Annotated in this window: 21 protein-coding genes; 11 read left to right on the plus strand and 10 right to left on the minus strand. The window is 69.0% G+C overall.

Annotated elements, in window-relative coordinates:
- On the plus strand, positions 1 to 207 hold a 207-nt coding region (locus ABZX92_RS39560; RefSeq protein WP_355570607.1), incomplete at its 5' end, for a DUF2530 domain-containing protein.
- Positions 208 to 216: 9 nt separating this feature from the next.
- A complete protein-coding gene (locus tag ABZX92_RS39565; RefSeq protein WP_355570608.1) occupies positions 217 to 981 on the plus strand; it encodes an ABC transporter permease in 765 nt (254 codons plus the stop codon).
- A gap of 128 nt (positions 982 to 1,109) precedes the next feature.
- Here the strand turns inward: ABZX92_RS39565 and ABZX92_RS39570 are convergent, their stop codons facing one another.
- On the minus strand, positions 1,110 to 1,730 hold the full coding sequence (locus tag ABZX92_RS39570; RefSeq protein WP_355570609.1) for a superoxide dismutase: 621 nt from the start codon (positions 1,728 to 1,730) through the stop codon (positions 1,110 to 1,112).
- 91 nt (positions 1,731 to 1,821) lie between these two features.
- Here ABZX92_RS39570 and ABZX92_RS39575 point away from each other — a divergent pair, with 91 nt between their 5' ends.
- Genes ABZX92_RS39575 through ABZX92_RS39595 form a run of 5 tightly spaced genes read left to right on the plus strand, consistent with a single transcriptional unit; the run spans position 1,822 to position 7,073 of the window.
- Positions 1,822 to 3,474 carry an ABC-F family ATP-binding cassette domain-containing protein gene (locus tag ABZX92_RS39575; RefSeq protein ID WP_355570610.1) on the plus strand — a complete coding sequence of 551 codons (1,653 nt, stop codon included), beginning with the start codon at positions 1,822 to 1,824 and terminating at the stop codon, positions 3,472 to 3,474.
- The gene (locus tag ABZX92_RS39580) at positions 3,471 to 3,881 is read left to right on the plus strand and encodes a hypothetical protein (RefSeq protein ID WP_045312902.1); all 411 of its coding nucleotides are present in this window, start codon (positions 3,471 to 3,473) and stop codon (positions 3,879 to 3,881) included. The genes ABZX92_RS39575 and ABZX92_RS39580 overlap by 4 nt, the downstream gene beginning before the upstream one ends.
- Positions 3,882 to 3,916: 35 nt before the next feature.
- The gene (locus ABZX92_RS39585; RefSeq protein WP_355570611.1) at positions 3,917 to 5,122 is read left to right on the plus strand and encodes a penicillin-binding transpeptidase domain-containing protein; all 1,206 of its coding nucleotides are present in this window, start codon (positions 3,917 to 3,919) and stop codon (positions 5,120 to 5,122) included.
- A gap of 50 nt (positions 5,123 to 5,172) precedes the next feature.
- A complete protein-coding gene (locus tag ABZX92_RS39590; RefSeq protein WP_355570612.1) occupies positions 5,173 to 6,219 on the plus strand; it encodes a hypothetical protein in 1,047 nt (348 codons plus the stop codon).
- A complete protein-coding gene (locus ABZX92_RS39595; protein WP_355570613.1) occupies positions 6,213 to 7,073 on the plus strand; it encodes a hypothetical protein in 861 nt (286 codons plus the stop codon). The genes ABZX92_RS39590 and ABZX92_RS39595 overlap by 7 nt, the downstream gene beginning before the upstream one ends.
- A 16-nt stretch (positions 7,074 to 7,089) precedes the next feature.
- Here ABZX92_RS39595 and ABZX92_RS39600 read toward each other — a convergent pair whose 3' ends face one another.
- Positions 7,090 to 8,586, minus strand: a complete 1,497-nt coding sequence (locus ABZX92_RS39600; RefSeq protein ID WP_355570614.1) for a glutamate--cysteine ligase — start codon at positions 8,584 to 8,586, stop codon at positions 7,090 to 7,092.
- 209 nt (positions 8,587 to 8,795) lie between these two features.
- On the opposite strand from ABZX92_RS39600, the gene ABZX92_RS39605 reads away from it, so the two are divergent.
- Positions 8,796 to 9,587, plus strand: coding sequence for an RNA methyltransferase (locus ABZX92_RS39605; protein ID WP_355570615.1), 792 nt, complete (start codon positions 8,796 to 8,798; stop codon positions 9,585 to 9,587).
- Here the strand turns inward: ABZX92_RS39605 and ABZX92_RS39610 are convergent.
- On the minus strand, positions 9,584 to 10,180 hold the full coding sequence (locus ABZX92_RS39610) for a DUF2537 domain-containing protein (RefSeq protein WP_355570616.1): 597 nt from the start codon (positions 10,178 to 10,180) through the stop codon (positions 9,584 to 9,586). The genes ABZX92_RS39605 and ABZX92_RS39610 overlap by 4 nt on opposite strands.
- Before the next feature lie 51 nt (positions 10,181 to 10,231).
- Positions 10,232 to 10,645 (minus strand): MarR family transcriptional regulator, encoded by a 414-nt coding sequence (locus ABZX92_RS39615; protein ID WP_355570617.1) that lies wholly within the window; start codon positions 10,643 to 10,645, stop codon positions 10,232 to 10,234.
- Between the two features lie 90 nt (positions 10,646 to 10,735).
- On the opposite strand from ABZX92_RS39615, the gene ABZX92_RS39620 reads away from it, so the two are divergent.
- Positions 10,736 to 11,182: an SgcJ/EcaC family oxidoreductase gene (locus ABZX92_RS39620; protein WP_355570618.1), complete on the plus strand. Its 447-nt coding sequence runs from the start codon at positions 10,736 to 10,738 to the stop codon at positions 11,180 to 11,182.
- A 48-nt stretch (positions 11,183 to 11,230) separates the two neighbouring features.
- On the opposite strand, the gene ABZX92_RS39625 is transcribed toward ABZX92_RS39620, so the two are convergent.
- Positions 11,231 to 13,075 (minus strand): ABC transporter ATP-binding protein, encoded by a 1,845-nt coding sequence (locus ABZX92_RS39625; protein WP_355570619.1) that lies wholly within the window; start codon positions 13,073 to 13,075, stop codon positions 11,231 to 11,233.
- Positions 13,072 to 14,814, minus strand: a complete 1,743-nt coding sequence (locus ABZX92_RS39630; protein WP_355570620.1) for an ABC transporter ATP-binding protein — start codon at positions 14,812 to 14,814, stop codon at positions 13,072 to 13,074. Before ABZX92_RS39630 ends, ABZX92_RS39625 begins: the two co-directional genes overlap by 4 nt.
- A gap of 157 nt (positions 14,815 to 14,971) precedes the next feature.
- On the opposite strand from ABZX92_RS39630, the gene ABZX92_RS39635 reads away from it, so the two are divergent.
- Positions 14,972 to 15,196, plus strand: coding sequence for a hypothetical protein (locus tag ABZX92_RS39635; RefSeq protein WP_355570621.1), 225 nt, complete (start codon positions 14,972 to 14,974; stop codon positions 15,194 to 15,196).
- Here the strand turns inward: ABZX92_RS39635 and ABZX92_RS39640 are convergent.
- From ABZX92_RS39640 to ABZX92_RS39655, 4 genes are all read right to left on the minus strand, one after another.
- On the minus strand, positions 15,183 to 15,605 hold the full coding sequence (locus ABZX92_RS39640) for a hypothetical protein (RefSeq protein WP_355570622.1): 423 nt from the start codon (positions 15,603 to 15,605) through the stop codon (positions 15,183 to 15,185). The two genes, ABZX92_RS39635 and ABZX92_RS39640, sit on opposite strands and share 14 nt — an antisense overlap.
- Positions 15,571 to 15,987: a hypothetical protein gene (locus ABZX92_RS39645; RefSeq protein WP_355570623.1), complete on the minus strand. Its 417-nt coding sequence runs from the start codon at positions 15,985 to 15,987 to the stop codon at positions 15,571 to 15,573. Before ABZX92_RS39645 ends, ABZX92_RS39640 begins: the two co-directional genes overlap by 35 nt.
- 61 nt (positions 15,988 to 16,048) lie before the next feature.
- Positions 16,049 to 16,471 (minus strand): hypothetical protein, encoded by a 423-nt coding sequence (locus ABZX92_RS39650; RefSeq protein WP_355570624.1) that lies wholly within the window; start codon positions 16,469 to 16,471, stop codon positions 16,049 to 16,051.
- Between the two features lie 49 nt (positions 16,472 to 16,520).
- A complete protein-coding gene (locus ABZX92_RS39655; protein ID WP_355570625.1) occupies positions 16,521 to 16,931 on the minus strand; it encodes a hypothetical protein in 411 nt (136 codons plus the stop codon).
- A gap of 71 nt (positions 16,932 to 17,002) precedes the next feature.
- Between ABZX92_RS39655 and ABZX92_RS39660 the strand changes: the two genes are divergently transcribed.
- Positions 17,003 to 17,202 (plus strand): hypothetical protein (locus ABZX92_RS39660; RefSeq protein ID WP_355570626.1); only part of this gene is annotated, 200 nt, incomplete at its 3' end.

Genomic DNA, 17,202 nt, shown 5'->3' on the forward strand with positions numbered 1-17,202 from the left:
CCCGTGCCCGTCGTGCTGGGTGGAACCGCGCTGTGGTTCCTCGGTTTCCTCGTGGTACTTCTGCTCGACCGCTCGAACAGCACGCTGCTCTGGACGACCCTGTCGGGCGGCTTGCTCGGGATCATCGGCTACGGAGTGTTCTACTGGCAACGCCGGGCCGCGAGGCGAGGATCACGAACCGCGCAGCAGGGCCTCGAAGACGTCTAGCGACGCACGATGATCGACGCCACCGACTGGGTCCGGCTGCTGGTCGTCTGCGTCCTCTTCACGGTCGCCGCCGGCGCGATCGCCTGGGCAACGGGCCTCACCACGCCGAAGCCGTTCCTCACCGCGGCGGCCAGAGCGGTGGTGCAGCTCGCCGCCGTCAGCGCCGTGATCACGCTGGTGCTCAACGACCTCGGCCTGACCGGGGCCTTCCTCGCGCTGATGGCGATCGTGGCCACGGCGACGTCGGCTCGTCGCACCGAGACCGGCTGGAAGGGCGTCTGGGTGGCCGCGGCCATCCTGATCGGCTCCGTGCCCGCGCTCGCCCTGCTGATCCTGATCGGTCTGCTGCCGGTCAAGGGCATCGCGCTGATTCCGGTCGGCGGCATCCTGATCGGCGGCGCGATGACCGCGACCACCCTCTCGACCAGAAGGGCCCTCGACACGCTCAAGGACCGGCGCGGCGAGTACGAGGCCGCTTTGGCGCTGGGCTTCCTGGAGCGCCGGGCGGCGAGGTTCCTCGTCCGGAAACCGGCCGCCGAGGCGTTGCTGCCGCCGCTCGACCAGACCAGGACGGTCGGCCTTGTCACTCTTCCGGGTGCTTTTGTCGGCATGCTGCTCGGAGGGGCTCCCGTTTGGCAGGCCGGCGCACTACAACTCGTGGTCCTGCTCGCGTTGCTGGCCGTAGAGGTGGCGGCTGTCGCCACGGTGGTCGAGCTGGTCGCGAGAGGTCTGATCAGCAGGACTTCCCAAGGAAGCGAAGTTAGGCTAACCTAAGTCTCGTCGCTTCGTGGTGGGAGCGGCAGTCAGTTCGGGAACGGACGAGGCCCCTGCTCTGGGCAGAGCGGGGGCCTCGTCGTGTCCGGCGACAGGGTTGCTTTGTCGGAGCACCCACCGCCGAAGAATCAGAGCTGCAGGCCGTTGCGGCCCGCGCGGGCCGCCTCGAAGCGCGCCGAGACGTCGTCCCAGTTCACGACGTTCCACAGCGCCGAGATGTAGTCGGCCTTGAGGTTGCGGTACTGCAGGTAGTACGCGTGCTCCCAGATGTCGAACGCGAGCAGCGGCGTGGTCGCGATCGACAGGTTCGAGTGGTGGTCCTTGAGCTGCAGCGTGACCAGCTTCTGGCCGATCGGCTCCCAGGCGAGGATGCCCCAGCCAGAGCCCTGGATGGACGACGCCGCCGCGTTGAGCTGACCGCGGAACTTGTCGAACGAGCCGAAGTGCTCGTCGATGGCCGCCGCGAGCTCGCCCACCGGCTTGTCGCCGCCGTTGGGGGACAGGTTCTTCCACCACACCTGGTGCAGCGCGTGGCCGGCCAGGTGGAACGCGAGCGTGGTCTCCAGGCCGACGATCCCGCCGAAGTTCTCGCGGTCGCGGGCTTCCTCGATCTGCTCCAGCGTGTCGTTCGCGCCCTTCACGTACGCCGCGTGGTGCTTGCCGTGGTGCAGCTCGTTGATCTCACCGATGATCGCCGGCTCGAGGTCGCCGTAGTCGTAGTCGAGATCCGGCAGCACGTACTGGGCCATGACATCTCCCCAATTGCAATCGCTTGGTACTTGCAACTTACTAGCAACAAGGCCGAGTAAACCAGTTGCCCGGGGACGTACCGTCGAAAGCGTGTCCGTGCTGACAGCCAGGAACATTTCGCTGTCGTTCGGTCCGAGGACCGTGATCTCGGAGGTTGATTTCGATGTTTCGCCTGGTGACCGCGTCGGTCTGATCGCCCCCAACGGTGTCGGCAAGTCGACTTTGCTCCGGCTGCTGGCAGGAGAGCTGCGCCCGGAGACCGGATCTGTCTCATGCACCGGAACGGTCGCGCACCTGACGCAGGAGACCCTCCACGTTGCTGGAGAGTCGCTGCGGGACCACCTCGCCCGCCGCACCGGCGTCGCGACCGCAGAAGCCTGGCTGCAGCGCGCAGCCGAAGCGCTCGGGGAAGGCGAAGGCGAGGACTACCCGGACGCGCTCGACCACTGGACCGCCATCGGTGCCGGTGACTTCGACGAACGCGCGGACGCGGTGTGCGAACGCCTGGGGCTCAAAGCGGATCTGTTGGACGGGCGCGAACCCGACCAGCTGTCCGGTGGTCAGCAGGCGCGGCTGCGGCTCGCGGCGGTGTTGCTGACGCGGGCGGACGTGCTGCTGCTCGACGAGCCGACGAACGACCTGGACGCCACCGGGCTGGATCTCCTGGAGTCCCACGTCCAGGGGTACGCGGGCGCGATCGTGCTGGTGAGTCACGACCGGGAGTTCCTGGCGCGCACCACGACCGCGATCGCCGAGCTCGACGAGTTCTCGCACAAGCTGACGGTGTTCGGTGGCGGCTGGGACGCGTACGTCGAGGAGAAGGCGAACGCCGGCCGGCGCGCGCAGGAGGAGTACGAGGCGTACGCGGCCAAACGCGACTCGTTGACCCAGCGCAGCCGGCAGGTCAAGGAGTGGTCGCGCAGGGGCGTGCGGCGGGCGACGAGTGCCAAGGCGCGCAACGACGAGCCGGACAAGAACGTTCGCGCCGGACGGGTGCGGGCAGCGGAGAACCTGACCGCCAAGGCGTCCGTTGTGGACCGTCAGCTGGACCGGTTGGAGGAGGTCGAGGAACCGCGCGAGGCGTGGCAGCTGCGGCTCACCCTGCCGTCGGCCGGGCGGGGCAGCTCGGTCGCGTTCACGTTGCGCCACGCCGTGGTCAGCCGCGGCGATGTGACGCTCGGACCGGTCGACCTCACGATCGGCGCGGGCGAGCGGTGGCGGATCACCGGACCGAACGGGTCGGGGAAGTCGACGTTGCTCGGCGCGCTGCTCGGCCGGATTCCGCTGCTCGACGGCGACCGCTCGATCGGGCCGGGCGTGGTGGTCGGCGAGGTCGACCAGCTGCGGGCCGAGTTCGCTTCGGACGAACCCGTGTTGCGGATCGTGGCCGATGCGACCGGGCTGCCGGACGTCGAGGTGCGCACGTTGCTCGCGAAGTTCCGGCTGGGCGCGGACGCGGTGCTGCGGCCGGCTCGCGAGCTGTCGCCGGGCGAACGGACGCGCGCGGGATTGGCTTTGTTACAAGCTCGTGGCACGACGTGTTTGGTGCTCGACGAACCCACGAACCACCTCGATCTGCCGGCGATCGAACAGCTGGAACAAGCGCTCGACGATTACGCGGGAACGTTGTTGCTGGTCACGCACGATCGGCGGCTCGCTTCGGCCGTGCGGGTGGATCACGAGATCAACGTGCGCGACCTCCTCACGTTTCCTCGTGTCAAGGGTGGAAGATATGAGCCATGACCACCGAGGAGGACTGGCCGGTCGAACAGACCTGGTCGATGCGCAACACCCACTGGCATGCCTATGTGGAGCACACATCGCTCGACCACGCGTCCCCTCGGCAGGTCCGGCTCGAGCGCACGCCTGAGGAAGTCCTGACGTCGCCCGCCGAGGTGGCGGCGTGGCTGGAGGTCAACCTCCGCAGCGCCACCCGGCCGGAGGAGACCGGCAAGAAGCGGGTGAAGGACGAGCGCGACTTCACCGACTCGAACCGCGTGCACGCGTCGCTGGCCTCGCGCGGTGAGTCGATCTACACGGGGGTGAAGGGCGAGCTCACGCTGGCCGTCGAGGCGGTGACGCCGGACGAGTGCCGCACTTCGCACGACGGTGCGGACGTTGCGCCCCTGAAGTCGGGTCGCCGCCGCTAGATTGACCCCTCAGAACATGCTCTGGGGGGAGTTTCGTGAAGCGTCTGCTGTCCGTTCTCGGTGCGCTCGTGCTGGTCCTGGCCGTTGTCGGAGTGGTGGTGTGGCAACCGCGGGACCCTGAGCCGGCACCACCCGCGCCGCTGAAGGACTTCTCGCTGCAGTACGCGGACGGGTCGCCGTTGTGGAGCAGCAAGGACCCGCAGACGCCGCTGGTCGAGCAGGTCCTCGCCGAGCTGCGCCCGCAGGGCTCGTTCCAGTTCGACGACCTCCAGCGGGCCGGCGCGAAGATCGTGACGACGCTCGATCCCAAGGCGCAGGCAGCGGGGATCGAGGTGCTCGAGGCGAACGCGCCGGCTGTGGCGGGGTCGATCCGGTCCTCGCTGACGGCGGTCGATCCGGCCACAGGTGGTGTGCTGGCCTACGTGCCGGGCGCGAAGGGCGACGACAAGACCGATTACGCGGGCGGCGTGCTGAGGGAGCCGGGCTCGGCGTTCTTCCCGGTCGACGTCGTCGCGGCCGTGCAGAACGGTCAGACGCTCGACAGCACGTTCGACGGCAGTGCACCGCGAAAGATTGCGGGCGTCACCATTCGCAACGAGAAGAACGTGCAGTGCAGCAAGCAGTGCACCGTGCGCGAGGCGCTCGCCAAGTCGGTCAACACCGCGATGTACGACGTGATGGTCAACAAGGTCGGGATGCGTTCGACCGTGGCCTCGGCGCGTCAGGCGGGTGTGCCGGAACGGGTCGTCGTGGCCGGCGAGGAGAAGAAGCTGCTCGTGGGTGAGGGCGGCAACGTCCCCGGCGCCGGTGTCGTGCTGGGCGGCGATGAGGCAGCCATGCGCCCGCTCGACCTCACCACGGTGTACGCGACGTTCGCGGCGGGCGGCGTGCGACACCAGACGCACTTCGTCACCCAGGTCTCCGGCGACAACGGCCACCTGCTGTACCAGACCCCTGACAGCGCTTCGTCCGCGTTCCACGCTGATCGTGCGCAGAGCAAGGCGATCTCGGACCAGGTCACGGCCGTGCTGAAGGAGACCACGCGCTGCCCAGGCGTGGTGTGCCGCGTCGCCGACTACGAGCTGCCGGGCACGCTCGACCAGCTCAGCCACACCTGGACCGTCGGGTACACCGACCGCATGGCGATCACCGTCCTGGTCGACGACGTGCAGCCGTTGCAGCCGGTGCGGGACGACGGTCTGGCCACGACCATCTGGCAGAAGTTCGCGGAACGCGGCTAGACGGCGCCGCTACATTCATTCCTGGGGAGAGTTTTCACTCTGGGGGCTTGATGAAGCGTTTCCTGCCCGTTTTGGGCGCGCTCGTGCTGGTGGCCGCGGTCGTCGCGGTCGTGGTGTGGCAACGGCCTGACTCGAAGGCGGCGCTGAACCCGTCCGGGGACGTCGTGCTGCAGTACGCGGACGGCTCGCAGCTGTGGCGCATGGGTGATCCGGAGACACCGGTGACCAGGCAGGTGGCCGCGGAGCTCAGCGCGAAAGGCGTGCCGCTGCAGCAGCTCCTCAAGGACGGCGGCGCGATCGTCGTGACGACCATCGACCGCAGGGCGCAGAACGGTGCGGCTGAGGTGATTCGCACCGTCTCGGCCGGGGAGCCAGCGTCGTTGCGGTACTCGATCAGCGCGGTCGACCCGAACAACGGTGCGGTGAAGGCATATTCGCCGGGCAACGACCCTGCCTTCGACTACGCGGGTGGCGTGCTGAAGGAGCCGGGACCGGCGTTCTTCCCATTCATCGCCGTCGCCGCGCAGCAGACGGGCAAGAAGCTCGAAGAGGTCGAGAACAAGTCCGCCGTGCACGCCGCGCGTCAGGCCGGTGTGCCGGAAACCGTTGTGATCGAAGGAAAAGAGACGCAGCTCTTCGGCGACGAGACGAAGATGCGGCCGTTCGACCTCGCGGCGGCGTACGCGACGTTCGCGGCGGAGGGCATGCGTCGCGACGCGCACTTCGTCACCCACGTCACCGACCTCCACGGCACCACGCTGTACCGGGCCGACACCAAGGGCGTGCCCGCGTTCGACCCGGATCCGCGACGTAGCAAGGACATCGCGAACCTGGTCACCGCCGCGTTGCGGGGCGACGCGGTCTGCGCGCCCGTGCCGTCGGACATCGCGTGCAGGCACGGCGAGTGGCGGTTCGAGCAGGACCGGGTCGGGCACGCGTGGATGGTCACCTACAGCCCGCGGATCTCGGTTTCGGTGTTCGTCGGCAGCGCGCAACCGGGCACGCCCGCGGTCGACCGGGACGGCAAGGCGGTCGTGGGTTCCGGTCTGCCGGACAAGCTCTGGGACGCGTTCGCCGAGAAGCTGACGCGGTGGTGAGGCGCTCGCCGGCCGCGCTCCTGCTGGTCGCCGCGATCGTCGGATACGTTGTGTGGCAACGGCCTGAGGAGCCGGTGCCGCCGCCCGCACCGCCGAAGCCCGTCGTGCTGGAGTACGCGGACGGCTCCAGGTTGTGGAGCTCCATCGACGGCTACCCGCAGCCGACGGTGGCGAAGAGGGTGCTCGCGGAGTTGTCCGAGGTGTCGGTGCCCTACAACTCGCTCACACCCCGTGGTGGCGTGGTCCGCACGACGATCGACGCGAAGGCGCAGACGACGGCGGCCGCGGTTCTCGGCCGGCTGCTGGCTCCGAAACGAGGGCTGGACGGGTCCTACCCGCCGGAGAGAGCGGACGCCGGGATGACGGCGATCGATCCGGTGTCGGGTGGGGTGCGGGTGTACCTCCCCGGTTTCGGCGCGGAGGACCTCGCGGGTGGCACGGCGCAGGAGGTGACTCCCGGGTTGTTCGGGCCGTTCGCCGGCGTGCGGGACGTGGCGAAGGAGCGGATGACGGCGCTCGACGTGACCGCCGCGTACGCGACCCTGGGTGCGGCGGGGATCGAACGCAAGCCGCACCTCGTCTCGACCGTGACCGGCGCGGACGGTTCGATGCGGTACCAGGCGCAGGACACCGCCAAGCCGGTGATCGGTGAGCACGTCGTGGACCGGATCACCGCTTCGTTGAAGGAGGACGCCGTGTGCAACGGGGTCCCGTGCGTGCCCTATGCGGCGCCGTGGATGGTCGGCTACACGCCACAGCTCGCGGTCACCGTGTACGTGAAGAAGGCCGACGTCGCCGACGCCGGCCTTCCGCGGGTGATCTGGCAGGAGTTCCTGGCTGAGCTCGCTGGGTGAGATTTCTGGGTGAGATTCACCCGACGTGCCAGGTGTGCACCGGTTCGCCCGCGTGCATCAGCTCCATGTACCGCTTGAGCATGCCGGACAGCGCGGCCTCCCGGGACAGGCCACGTTCCTCCAGCAGCGCAACGGTTTCCCGCTGCCACGAAGAGCCCGTGCGCCGCGCCAGGCAACGCTGCTCGATCACGCCGAGGTAGCGCTCGCGGGCCTCGTCGGAGACACCGCAGTCGCGCAGACCCTCGTGCGCCATCGGCAGCAGGCGGCGCAGCACCAGCTCGTCCGGCGGGATCCAGCCGATGCCGGGCCAGTACAGCTGGGCGTTCATGCCGTGCCGGGCGCCGGTGTAGAGGTTCTCCTCGGCCGCCTGGAACGACATCTGCGTCCACAGCGGACGTTCCTGGGCGGTGAGCGCGCGCTGGGTGCCGTAGAAGAAGGCGGCGTTGGCCATCGTGTCGAGCACCGTCGGGCCGGCGGGCAGCACGCGGTTCTCGACGCGCAGGTGCGGCACACCGTCGACGACGTCGTAAACCGGGCGGTTCCAGCGCCAGATCGTGCCGTTGTGCAGGCGCAGCTCGGAAAGACGAGGCGCGCCACCGGCTTCGAGGGTCTCGATCGGGTCCTCGTCGTCGGTTTCGGGCAGCAGACTTGGGAAGTAGCGCACGTTCTCCTCGAACAGGTCGAAGATCGACGTGATCCACCGTTCACCGAACCACACGCGCGGGCGGACGCCTTGGTTCTTCAGCTCGTCCGGGCGGGTGTCGGTCGCCTGCTGGAAGAGCGGGATGCGGGTCTCGTGCCAGAGCGCTTTGCCCAGCAGGAAAGCGGAATTCGCGGCGATCGCGACTTGCACTCCGGCCAGGCACTGCGCGGCGTTCCAGTGTCCGGCGAAGTGCGTCGGCTCCACCTGCAGGTGCAGCTGCACCGAAGTGCAGGCCGCCTCAGGAAGAATCGACTCCGCGTACGTCAGGAGCTTCTCCGGCCCCTTGCCCGGCATCGCCGGACCTTCCATGTGCAGCACCATCTCCTCGCCGCGGGCCGCGAAGATGGTGTCGTTGAGCAGCGCGTACCTCGGGCTCTCGGAGAGCCACTTCCGGTCGAAGTGCCGCTCCCGCAACGTGGGCAGCACTCCGATCATGGCGAGGTTGGCGCCGACGTCGTGAGCCTTGGAGTCGGCACTGTCGAGCGACGTGCGCAGTTCCTCTTCCAGGCCAAGCATCTCACCCCCCGCGAGCTCGCGCGGCGGGACGTTGATCTCCAGGTTCTGCTGTCCCAGCTCCAGCGTGTAGGAGGGATCGTCGATCTTCTCGAGCACCTCCGAGTTCGCCATCGCCGGACGCATCGCGTCGTCGACGAGGTTCAGCTCGATCTCGAGCCCCATCTGCCGACGGGGAAAGGAGAACGTGTCTTCGGCCAGCATCGTGGAAAACGCGTCGAGACTTCGCTGCATCTTCTCGCGGTAGCGCTGGCGATCTTCTCTGGTGAACGTGCGGCTGGACACTTCGCTTCCCATGCCGCTACCCCTTCGCTCGGCGCCGGTGGGCGCGGGCCAGGCGGAACGCCAAACGTGACACAGCGGAAACCTCCTTTACATCGCCCAAATCGGTGCTCTCTGTCACGTCGAGGTAACAACCAGCGATCATCCGCTGGTCGGGCGTGCGCGGTTCCGCCCTCCGGACTACCTCGCCTGTTCCACCCCGGGACGGATGCGAAACTTCCGCGGTGGCAAAGGTGATCGAGATCAACGACCCGGCCGACCCGCGGCTGGACGACTTCCGGGACCTCTCGACGGCCGATCGCAGGCCAGACCGCCCGGGAGGCCGTGGTCTCGTCATCGCCGAGGGCGTCGTGGTGGTGGAGCGTCTGCTGGCCTCGCCGTACCCGGTGCGCGGGCTGCTCGGCGTGCGGCGGCGTATCGAGGCGCTGGACCTCGCTGACCTGGACGTTCCTGCTTACGTGACGTCGGCGGAGGTCATGGCCGAGGTCGTCGGGTTCCACCTGAACCGGGGTGTGCTGGCGGCTGCGGACCGCGCGCCTGCCGTGTCGTTCGACGAGCTGGCCGATCGCTCAACCCGCCTGGCCGTGCTCGAAGGCGTGGGTGACCACGAGAACCTGGGCTCGATCTTCCGCAACGCCGCCGCCCTGGGCGTGGACGGCGTGGTGCTGGGGCCCGGCTGCAGCGATCCGCTGTATCGACGCAGTGTGCGGGTGTCGATGGGCCACGTGCTGCGCGTGCCGTTCGCTACCACGGATCAGTGGCCCACGGCGCTGAACATGTTGCGGCACAAGGGGTTCACAGTTGCCGCTCTGACGCCGCGCGCGTCCGCCCTGCATCTTGCGGACGCCGGCCTGCGCGGGCGGCGGGTGGCGGTGCTGCTCGGGTCCGAGGGGCCGGGGCTGACCGAGGAAGCGATTTCCGCGGCGGACGTGGCCGTGCGGATTCCGATGTCGACCGGGGTGGATTCGCTGAACGTGGCCACCGCCGGTGCGGTGGCGTTCTACGCGCTCCTTTAGAGCAGGGTGAGGATCAGGACGATCCAGGCGACGAGCACGCCGGTCACGACGCCGTAGGCGACCCAGCGCCACACCGGGACCCTGCGGCCGAGCCACACGCTCGGGGCCAGGCCGCCGACCACCAGGACGTTCGCGACCAGTGCCAGCCACCTGCTGGTTTCGCCCAGGCCCAGGGAGAGCGACACCACGGTCACCGTGACGATCGCCGCGGTGATGACGCTGACCGTCAGGCCGGTGCCCCACGGGGTGGGCTCGGGTTCGTGGGTGGCGGGTGTCTCCGGTGCGCTGGTGAGCTCTTCTGGCGCCTCGACGCTGACCTGTTCGCCGCTGACCGGATCCGTGTAACTGACCGGGGAGTTCATGGCGGCCGCGATCCTGCCCGCGAGCTGCTTGCCGCGGCGGGTGATCAGGGCGCTGGCCACGCCGTCCTTGGGCGTCTCCGTGCGCACGACCGCGTCGGCCACCTTCGCCCACTCGTGCAGCGCCTCGGCGAGGTCGGCGCCCAGCGGAAGGCTGTGCGGGTCGACCTCGCGCTCACCGGACTCGTCGTTCCCGGCGAGCACGGCGCGGCCGTCCCGGACTCGCAACTCCACGAACCCTCCCTCAGATCTTCCGTGCCTCGGCGCAGAACCTATCGGACGTCTCTAGGGACGTAGCGCGTCCGTCGCCCGCGCGAAGTAGTCGAACAACGTCCGCCGCTCCTCTTCGCTGTATCCGGCGAACAGGTCGCCGAGCTTCTTCCTCGCGGGCGCCAGCGCCTCGGCCAGCGGGACCGGCTCCCCGAGCGGCTCGACGATCACCTTGCGCCGGTCGTCCGGCGACGGGGTGCGCCGCACGAAGCCGCCCTCCTCGAGCCGGTCGATCAGCCGGGTCGTCGGCCCGGTGGTCAGGCCGGTCAGCGCGGACAGTTCGCCGGGGGTCATCGGGCCGTTGAGGTCGAGGAGGTTCAACGCGTAGAGGTCGGTGCCGCCGAGGCCGCACTCCCTGGCCGCGTGCAGGCCGTGGAGCACCATCGCGCCGACGTAGCGGCGATAGATCTCGTGCGCGTCTGTTGACACGGGCTCACTCCGTTCATAATCTCTTCCTCAACGCAGATACTTCTCACACGAAGAGACTGCTCCAACGAAGAGAAGCTAGCAGGGGGAGCCATGAACGACGAAGCCGGAGTGCGTGCGCTGTTCGCGAGGCTCGCCGACGCGTGGAGCCGGGGCGACGGCGCCGCGTACGGGGAGTGCTTCACCGACGACGCGACCTACGTTGCATGGGTGGGCACGGTCTACCGCGGCGGCGACGACATCGGGCGGACGCATCAGGTGCTGTTCGACACCTTCCTCAAGGACACGAAGATCACCACTGAGGCCGAGCCCGAGGTGCGCTTCTACGGCGCGGACACGGCGGTGCTGACCACCCGTGGCGACGTCGGCAAGAAGGCCAGGACGCCGAGCAAGGTGCAGACGACCACGGTCGTGCGGCAGGACGGGGAGTGGAAGATCGCCGCGTTCCACAACACCAAGCGCCACGGGATCCTCGAACGGATCTCGTTCAAGTTCCAGCCGGGCATCAGGCCGGCCCAGAAGTCGGTGCGACAGTCGTGAGGTCGCGTTCGCGCCAGATCCCCATTGGCGCGAACGCGACCTGCCGGCCTAGGCGAGCGAGTCGCGCCAGGCCGTGTGCAGGGCCGCGAAACGGCCCCGCTCACCGATCAGCTCCTCTGGGGAGCCGTCTTCCACCACAATGCCACCATCCAGGACCAGTACGCGGTCTGCGATCAGGACCGTGGACAGGCGGTGGGCGATGATGAACGCCGTCCGGTCGGCCAGCACTGTCTCCAGGGCGGCCTGCACGGCGCGTTCGGTGGGTACGTCCAAGGACGATGTTGCCTCATCCAGGACCAGTACGGCGGGGTTCGCGAGGAAGGCGCGCGCGAACGCCACCATTTGCCGCTGGCCTGCCGACAAACGGCCGCCTCGTTTGCGGACGTCCGTGTCGTAGCCGTCGGGCAGGGCGGCGATGAACTCGTGCGCTCCCACCTCGGCGGCCGCCGCTTCGATCTCGGCTCGGGAGGCGGAGGGCTTGCCCAGGGCGATGTTGTCCGCCACCGATCCCGAGAACAGGAAGTTCTCCTGGGTGACCATGACGACGGCCCGGCGCAGGTCCGTGTCCGCCACCGAGCGAAGATCCACGCCGTCCAGCAGCACGGAGCCCGAGGTCGGGTCGTAGAAGCGCGACACCAGCTTGGCCAGCGTGGTCTTGCCCGCACCGGTGGCGCCGACCAGAGCCACGGTCTGCCCCGCCGGCACGTCCAGGCTGAAGAGCGGAAGCACCTGCCGGGACGTGCCGGGGTACTGGAACTCCACCTCGGAGAACCGGATCGCGCCCCGTGCATGTGGCAGGGCCACGGGCGACGCGGGTTCGGGGACCGACGGTTCCTCCTCCAGGACGCCCGAGATCTTCTCCAGGGCGGCGGTGGCGGAGGAGTAGGAGTTCGCGAACATCGCCAACTCGTCGAACGGGTCGTAGAACCGGCGCAGGTACACCGTGAACGCCGTCAGCACGCCCAGTTCCAGCGAGCCGCCCGCCACCCGGTAGGCACCCCAGGCGAGGACGATGGCCAGCGAGACGTTGCCGATCAGGCGGATCGTGGCGACGAACCTGGCCATCACGCCCAGTGCGTCCACGTTCGCGTCGCGGAACTGGGAGTTGAAGCCCGTCATGATGGCCTCGTTGCGGGGCTGGCGGCGGAACGCCTGCACCGCGCGGATGCCGTTCATCGACTCGACGAACTGGACGATGATCTTCGCGATGGCGCCGCGCGTGCCCCGGTAGGCCTCCATCGAGCGGCGGCGGAACCAGCGCCAGATGAAGTACAGCGGCACGAAGCCCGCCACCACGACGGACGCCAGTGGCATGTCCAGCCACAGCAGGATGATCGCGATGCCGGCCACCGACAGCAGGGCGTTGAACAGGCTGTCCAGGCCCTCTTCCACCAGGTCCTGCAACGCGTCGACGTCGCTCGTCAGCCTGGCGATGACCTTGCCGGACGTGTAGGACTCGTGGAACCCGACGGACAGGCGCTGCGCGTGCCGGAAGATCCGCCCGCGCAGGTCCAGGAGCATGTCCTGGCCCACCCGGCCGGAGATTCGCAGGAACGCCCAGCGCAGGAACGTCGTCACGCCCGCGCAGGCCGCGTAGCCCGCCACGCACCACAGCAGCACGGACGCGTCACCGCGCATCGCCGCCGGGATGCCCTTGTCGATCGCGGCGGCGATCAGCAGCGGCAGCACGAGGTTCGCGAGGTTGCCGCCGATCACCGACGCGACCGCGAGCGACGCGCGGGCGATGTGCGGGCGCACCAGCGAACCCAGCAGCCTGCGCGACCGGGCCTGCAGGCGCAGGCCGGTCGAGTGCGAGATCTCGTCGATCTCCTCGGCGGCGACGCCGCGCCACTCCTCTTCCTGCTGAGCAGGAACCACTACCTGATCACTCACGACGCCACCTCCTCTTCGACGATCTCCTCACTGTCCATGCTGGACAGCAGGCGCCGGTACTCCTCGTTCTCGTCCAGCAACTTCCGGTGCGAGCCGATGGCGGCGATCTTGCCGCCGACCAGCATCGCCACGCGGTCGGCGAGCTGCACCGTCGACGACCGGTGCGCCACCACGAGCGCGGTCACGCCGTGCAGGACCCTGCGCAACGCGGCTTCCACCTCGGCCTCGGTGTGGACGTCGAGCGCCGACAACGGGTCGTCCAGCACCAGCACCGCCGGCCTGCCGACGACCGCGCGGGCGAGCGCCAGTCGTTGCCGCTGACCACCGGACAGCGACAGGCCCTGCTCGCCGATGCGGGTCTGCAGGCCCCACGGCAGCGCGTCCACGAACTCCTCCGCCCTCGCCACCCGCAACGCCTCGCGCACGGCCGCCTCGGAGACGTCCGGCACGCCCAGGCCCACGTTCTCGGTGACCGACGCGGAGAACAGCACCGGTTCCTCGAACGCCGTGCCGACCACCGTGCGCAGGTCCTCCAAGGACAGGTCCCGCACGTCGACGCCGTCGATCGTGATCCGGCCGCCGGTCACGTCGGCCAGTCGCGGCACGAGCGCGGTCAGCGTCGTCTTGCCGGAGCCGGTCGCGCCGACCAGTGCCACCGTCTCGCCGGGACGCAGGTCGAGATCGACACCCGCGAGCACCTCACGGCCGTCCTCGAACGCGAACCGCACGCCCTCGAAACGAACGTGCCCGCGCAGCGGCGTGGGCAGCGGCACGGGCGAGGCGGGGCTGGTGATCGTCACGGGGGAGTCGATGACCTCCCAGTAGCGTTCCAGCGCCGCGGCAGTCATGTTCGTCTCCGCCAGCAGCCAGCCGATGGAGTCGATCGGCCAGCGCAGGTACGCGCTCACCGCGACGGCCGCCACCAGCGTGCCGACCGTCATCGAGCCGTTGACGATGCCGATCGCGCCGACGCCGAGCATGCCCGCGATCGAGAGCTCGGGCAGCACGATCAGCACCGACCACAGCGCGGCCAGGATCGAGATCTTGTTCAGCTCGGTCGACCGCAGCTCCCGCGCCTGCGCCAGGAACCGGTTCGTCAGCTCCGGCCCGCGCCCGAACGCCTTGAGCACCCGGATGCCGAGCACCGACTCCTCGACGATCGTGGTCAGGTCGCCCGCCTGGTCCTGAGCCCGGCGCGCGACGACCTTGAACTTCGCCTCGAACAGGTACGAGATGACGATCAACGGCAGCGCGCCGCACAGCGAGACGACGAGCAGCGCCGGCGAGAGCGACGCGATGATGCCCATCCCGACCAGCACGACCAGGCTGTTCACCACCAGGAAGACCATCCCGAACGCGACGAACCGCCTCACCGTCGTCAGGTCGTTGGTACCGCGCGACAGCAGCTGGCCGGACTGCCACCGGTCGTGGAACGAGACCGGCAGCCGCTGCAGGCGCTGGTAGAGGTCGAGCCGCATGCGCGCCTCGACCTGGGCCGCGGGCCGGGCGACGACCTTGCGGCGGATGTAGAAGAGCACGGCCTCGCCGATGCCGAGCACCAGGACGCCGATGATCAGCCACGGCAGCGCCGCGGTGTCCTTCTGCTGGATCGGACCGTCGACGATGCGCTGCGTCAGCAGCGGGATGCCGAGACCGCACAGCATCGCGAGCATCGTCGCCGACAGCACGACAGCCATCCGTGCGCGGTGCGGCCGCACGTACGGCCACAACCTCCGCAAGGTCCGGATTGTCGAGTTACGTTGATCGCTCACGCGGTGAGCCCCCTCCAGGTCCTCTCCAAAGTACGAAGGAGGACCGACAGTCAGCATCCGGTTTTTCTCCCCACCGGAGCCTGCTGTCTCGACTTAGGTCGAGGTCAAGGGCACGATGACCACCATGACGCGGTTTCTGCGAACCGAGCAGACGATGGCGTTTCCACACGGACGGCTCATCGCTTCACGCGATGGAGCGAACTTCGTGCTGGCCCCGGACGGCTGGGACCACCTGGCCGGACCGAGGCCGCGGCACGCCATGTTCGTCTCCCGCGAGGAGGCGGAGGACTGGTGCGAACGCGAGGGCTGGGACCTGCATCTCCTCGACGAGCTGCCTACGACCTCTTGAACGTGAAGAGCCCGACCAGCCCGTAGGCGACGGCCGCGAGCAGGGCCTCGGCGTGGTGCCGGTTCGAGAACCACCCGAGGAACGGCTCGTGCACCTTGAAGTAGAGACCGAGCCCCAGCACGATCGGCCCGAGCAGGATGATCGGCCACACCGGCCGCACCCCGAAGACCCACAGGATCGGTCCGGCCAGCACCAGCGACGACACCAGCGCGAGCGGCAGCCCGATCAGCACGAGCAGCAGGAACGTCGACATGGACGTGCTGTCGAGCCACGTCTTCAGGAAGCCCGACTCGTACGCCCAGGTCCACCCGAGCACGAGTCCCGCCCCGACGGCCATCGACAGGACGACCCGGAACAGCAACCGGCGCCCGGTCCTACCCGTCTTGCCCGCTGTGCTCTGTTCGGTCACGCCGACCACGGTAACCACCGGTCACCTTGGCAGCCAAGGCGTACCCACCGGCAGCCGCGCTCGCGACCAGGAACGTCCCGGCGTCCTCCGGCAACTCGACCTGCACGAACCGCAGCACGAAGATGCTGATCAGCAGCAACACCACTGCGCCGGCCGTCCCCGCGACGGCCGTCGGCCAGGCGGGGGAGTACCGCACGAGCCGCAGCAGCCCCCACCCCACGACACCCCAGACGACCACCAGCACGGGCACGATCAGCAGAACCAGGCTGATCACGCACGTCCACCCGCTGTCACGGCACAGGTACGCGCTGGACGGCTCCAACGACCAGAACCACCCGGCGCCGCACACCGCCCCCACCAACGCCGCCGTCGCCGCCCTCATGCGCCCGATCATGGCGGGTAGCCGGTGTCGTCGCCATGAAGAGAGCTGCTCGACAGGCTCCCTACCCGCGCGGCAGCGATGTCCGGTCACGCCAGACGCCGTAGCCAGTGGTCACCGCGGCAGCCAGGACATACCCGCAGGCCGCCGCGATCGCGACCACGAGCATCCCCCGGTCCGGCTGCACCCGCACCTGGAAGGACTGGAACAAGGACGCGGTTGCCGGCGCCAACGGCATGGCGCCGACCGTGCCCAGAGCGGCCGTGGCCCCGGCGCGGGAGAACCGCACGAGCCGCAGCAGCCCCCACGCCACGACACCCCAGACCATCACCAGCGCCGGCAAGCCCAGCACGATCATCGCGACGAAGCAGTTCTCTCCGCGGTCACCGCACAGGAACTCCCCGATCGGCTCTGGCGACCAGTAGCACCCCGCCCCGCACAACGCCCCGACCAGCAGCGCCGTCACCGCCCTCACGACATAGCTCATCTCGGGCCTGCCCGGAGGATCCGCCGCCACGGTCCGGTGATCACACGCATCACCACGCCCGCGCCCGCCCCACGGCCAAAGCGGCTACCAGGAAGCCGGCACCCGCCGTCACCACCGCGGCCTGCAGCAGGAAGAGGTCGCCGTCCTCCTGGTACATCTCCAGGAACATGGCCTTGAACCAGACGACGCCCACGATCAGCACGACCCACAGCCCGCTGCCCAACCCGGTCGCCGACCACGAGTGTTCCGCGCACGCCATCCGGAAGCCCGCGTGGAGCAGCCCACCGGCGACCAGCATCCAGAACACGAAGATCGATGCGTAGATCAGCGGGTACGAGTCACCGCACCCCGTGCGGCCGACCGAGAGGTAGCAGTACCCGTTCCACCCTTCGAGCGTCGCCGCGAACCCACCACCAGCGACCACTCCGGCGAACGCCCCCACCACACCGCGCAGAACCATGCGCCAAGAGCTACCTGATCACGGCCTCACGAAGCCCGATCTGCACGAACTCTCCACAGCACCTTCACCGCGTGAGCACGGCGATCAAGGCGTACAACCCCGCGAACACCAGGAACGCGAGATACGGCAGGCCCAGCGCGAAGAAGATCATCGCGACCACTGCCATCAGGGTCGCGGGCACGGCGACCCAGGCCGGCCGCGACACACCCAGCGACCGCGGTGACCTGGCCGTCGGTCTCGGTGACCTTGGCGTTCCAGGCGTTGCCCGCCT

It is taken from the genome of Lentzea sp. NPDC006480 (assembly GCF_040611995.1).
In the GTDB taxonomy this organism is placed as follows: Bacteria; Actinomycetota; Actinomycetes; order Mycobacteriales; family Pseudonocardiaceae; genus Lentzea.

Excerpts from the sequence above, each read along its gene's own strand:
- ABZX92_RS39565 (WP_355570608.1), top strand. The coding sequence starts at position 217 with ATGATCGACGCCACCGACTGGGTCCGGCTGCTGGTCGTCTGCGTCCTC.
- ABZX92_RS39570 (WP_355570609.1), bottom strand. The coding sequence starts at position 1,730 with ATGGCCCAGTACGTGCTGCCGGATCTCGACTACGACTACGGCGACCTC.
- ABZX92_RS39580 (WP_045312902.1), top strand. The coding sequence starts at position 3,471 with ATGACCACCGAGGAGGACTGGCCGGTCGAACAGACCTGGTCGATGCGC.
- ABZX92_RS39590 (WP_355570612.1), top strand. The coding sequence starts at position 5,173 with ATGAAGCGTTTCCTGCCCGTTTTGGGCGCGCTCGTGCTGGTGGCCGCG.
- ABZX92_RS39600 (WP_355570614.1), bottom strand. The coding sequence starts at position 8,586 with ATGGGAAGCGAAGTGTCCAGCCGCACGTTCACCAGAGAAGATCGCCAG.
- ABZX92_RS39620 (WP_355570618.1), top strand. The coding sequence starts at position 10,736 with ATGAACGACGAAGCCGGAGTGCGTGCGCTGTTCGCGAGGCTCGCCGAC.
- ABZX92_RS39635 (WP_355570621.1), top strand. The coding sequence starts at position 14,972 with ATGACGCGGTTTCTGCGAACCGAGCAGACGATGGCGTTTCCACACGGA.
- ABZX92_RS39645 (WP_355570623.1), bottom strand. The coding sequence starts at position 15,987 with ATGAGGGCGGCGACGGCGGCGTTGGTGGGGGCGGTGTGCGGCGCCGGG.
- ABZX92_RS39650 (WP_355570624.1), bottom strand. The coding sequence starts at position 16,471 with ATGAGCTATGTCGTGAGGGCGGTGACGGCGCTGCTGGTCGGGGCGTTG.
- ABZX92_RS39655 (WP_355570625.1), bottom strand. The coding sequence starts at position 16,931 with ATGGTTCTGCGCGGTGTGGTGGGGGCGTTCGCCGGAGTGGTCGCTGGT.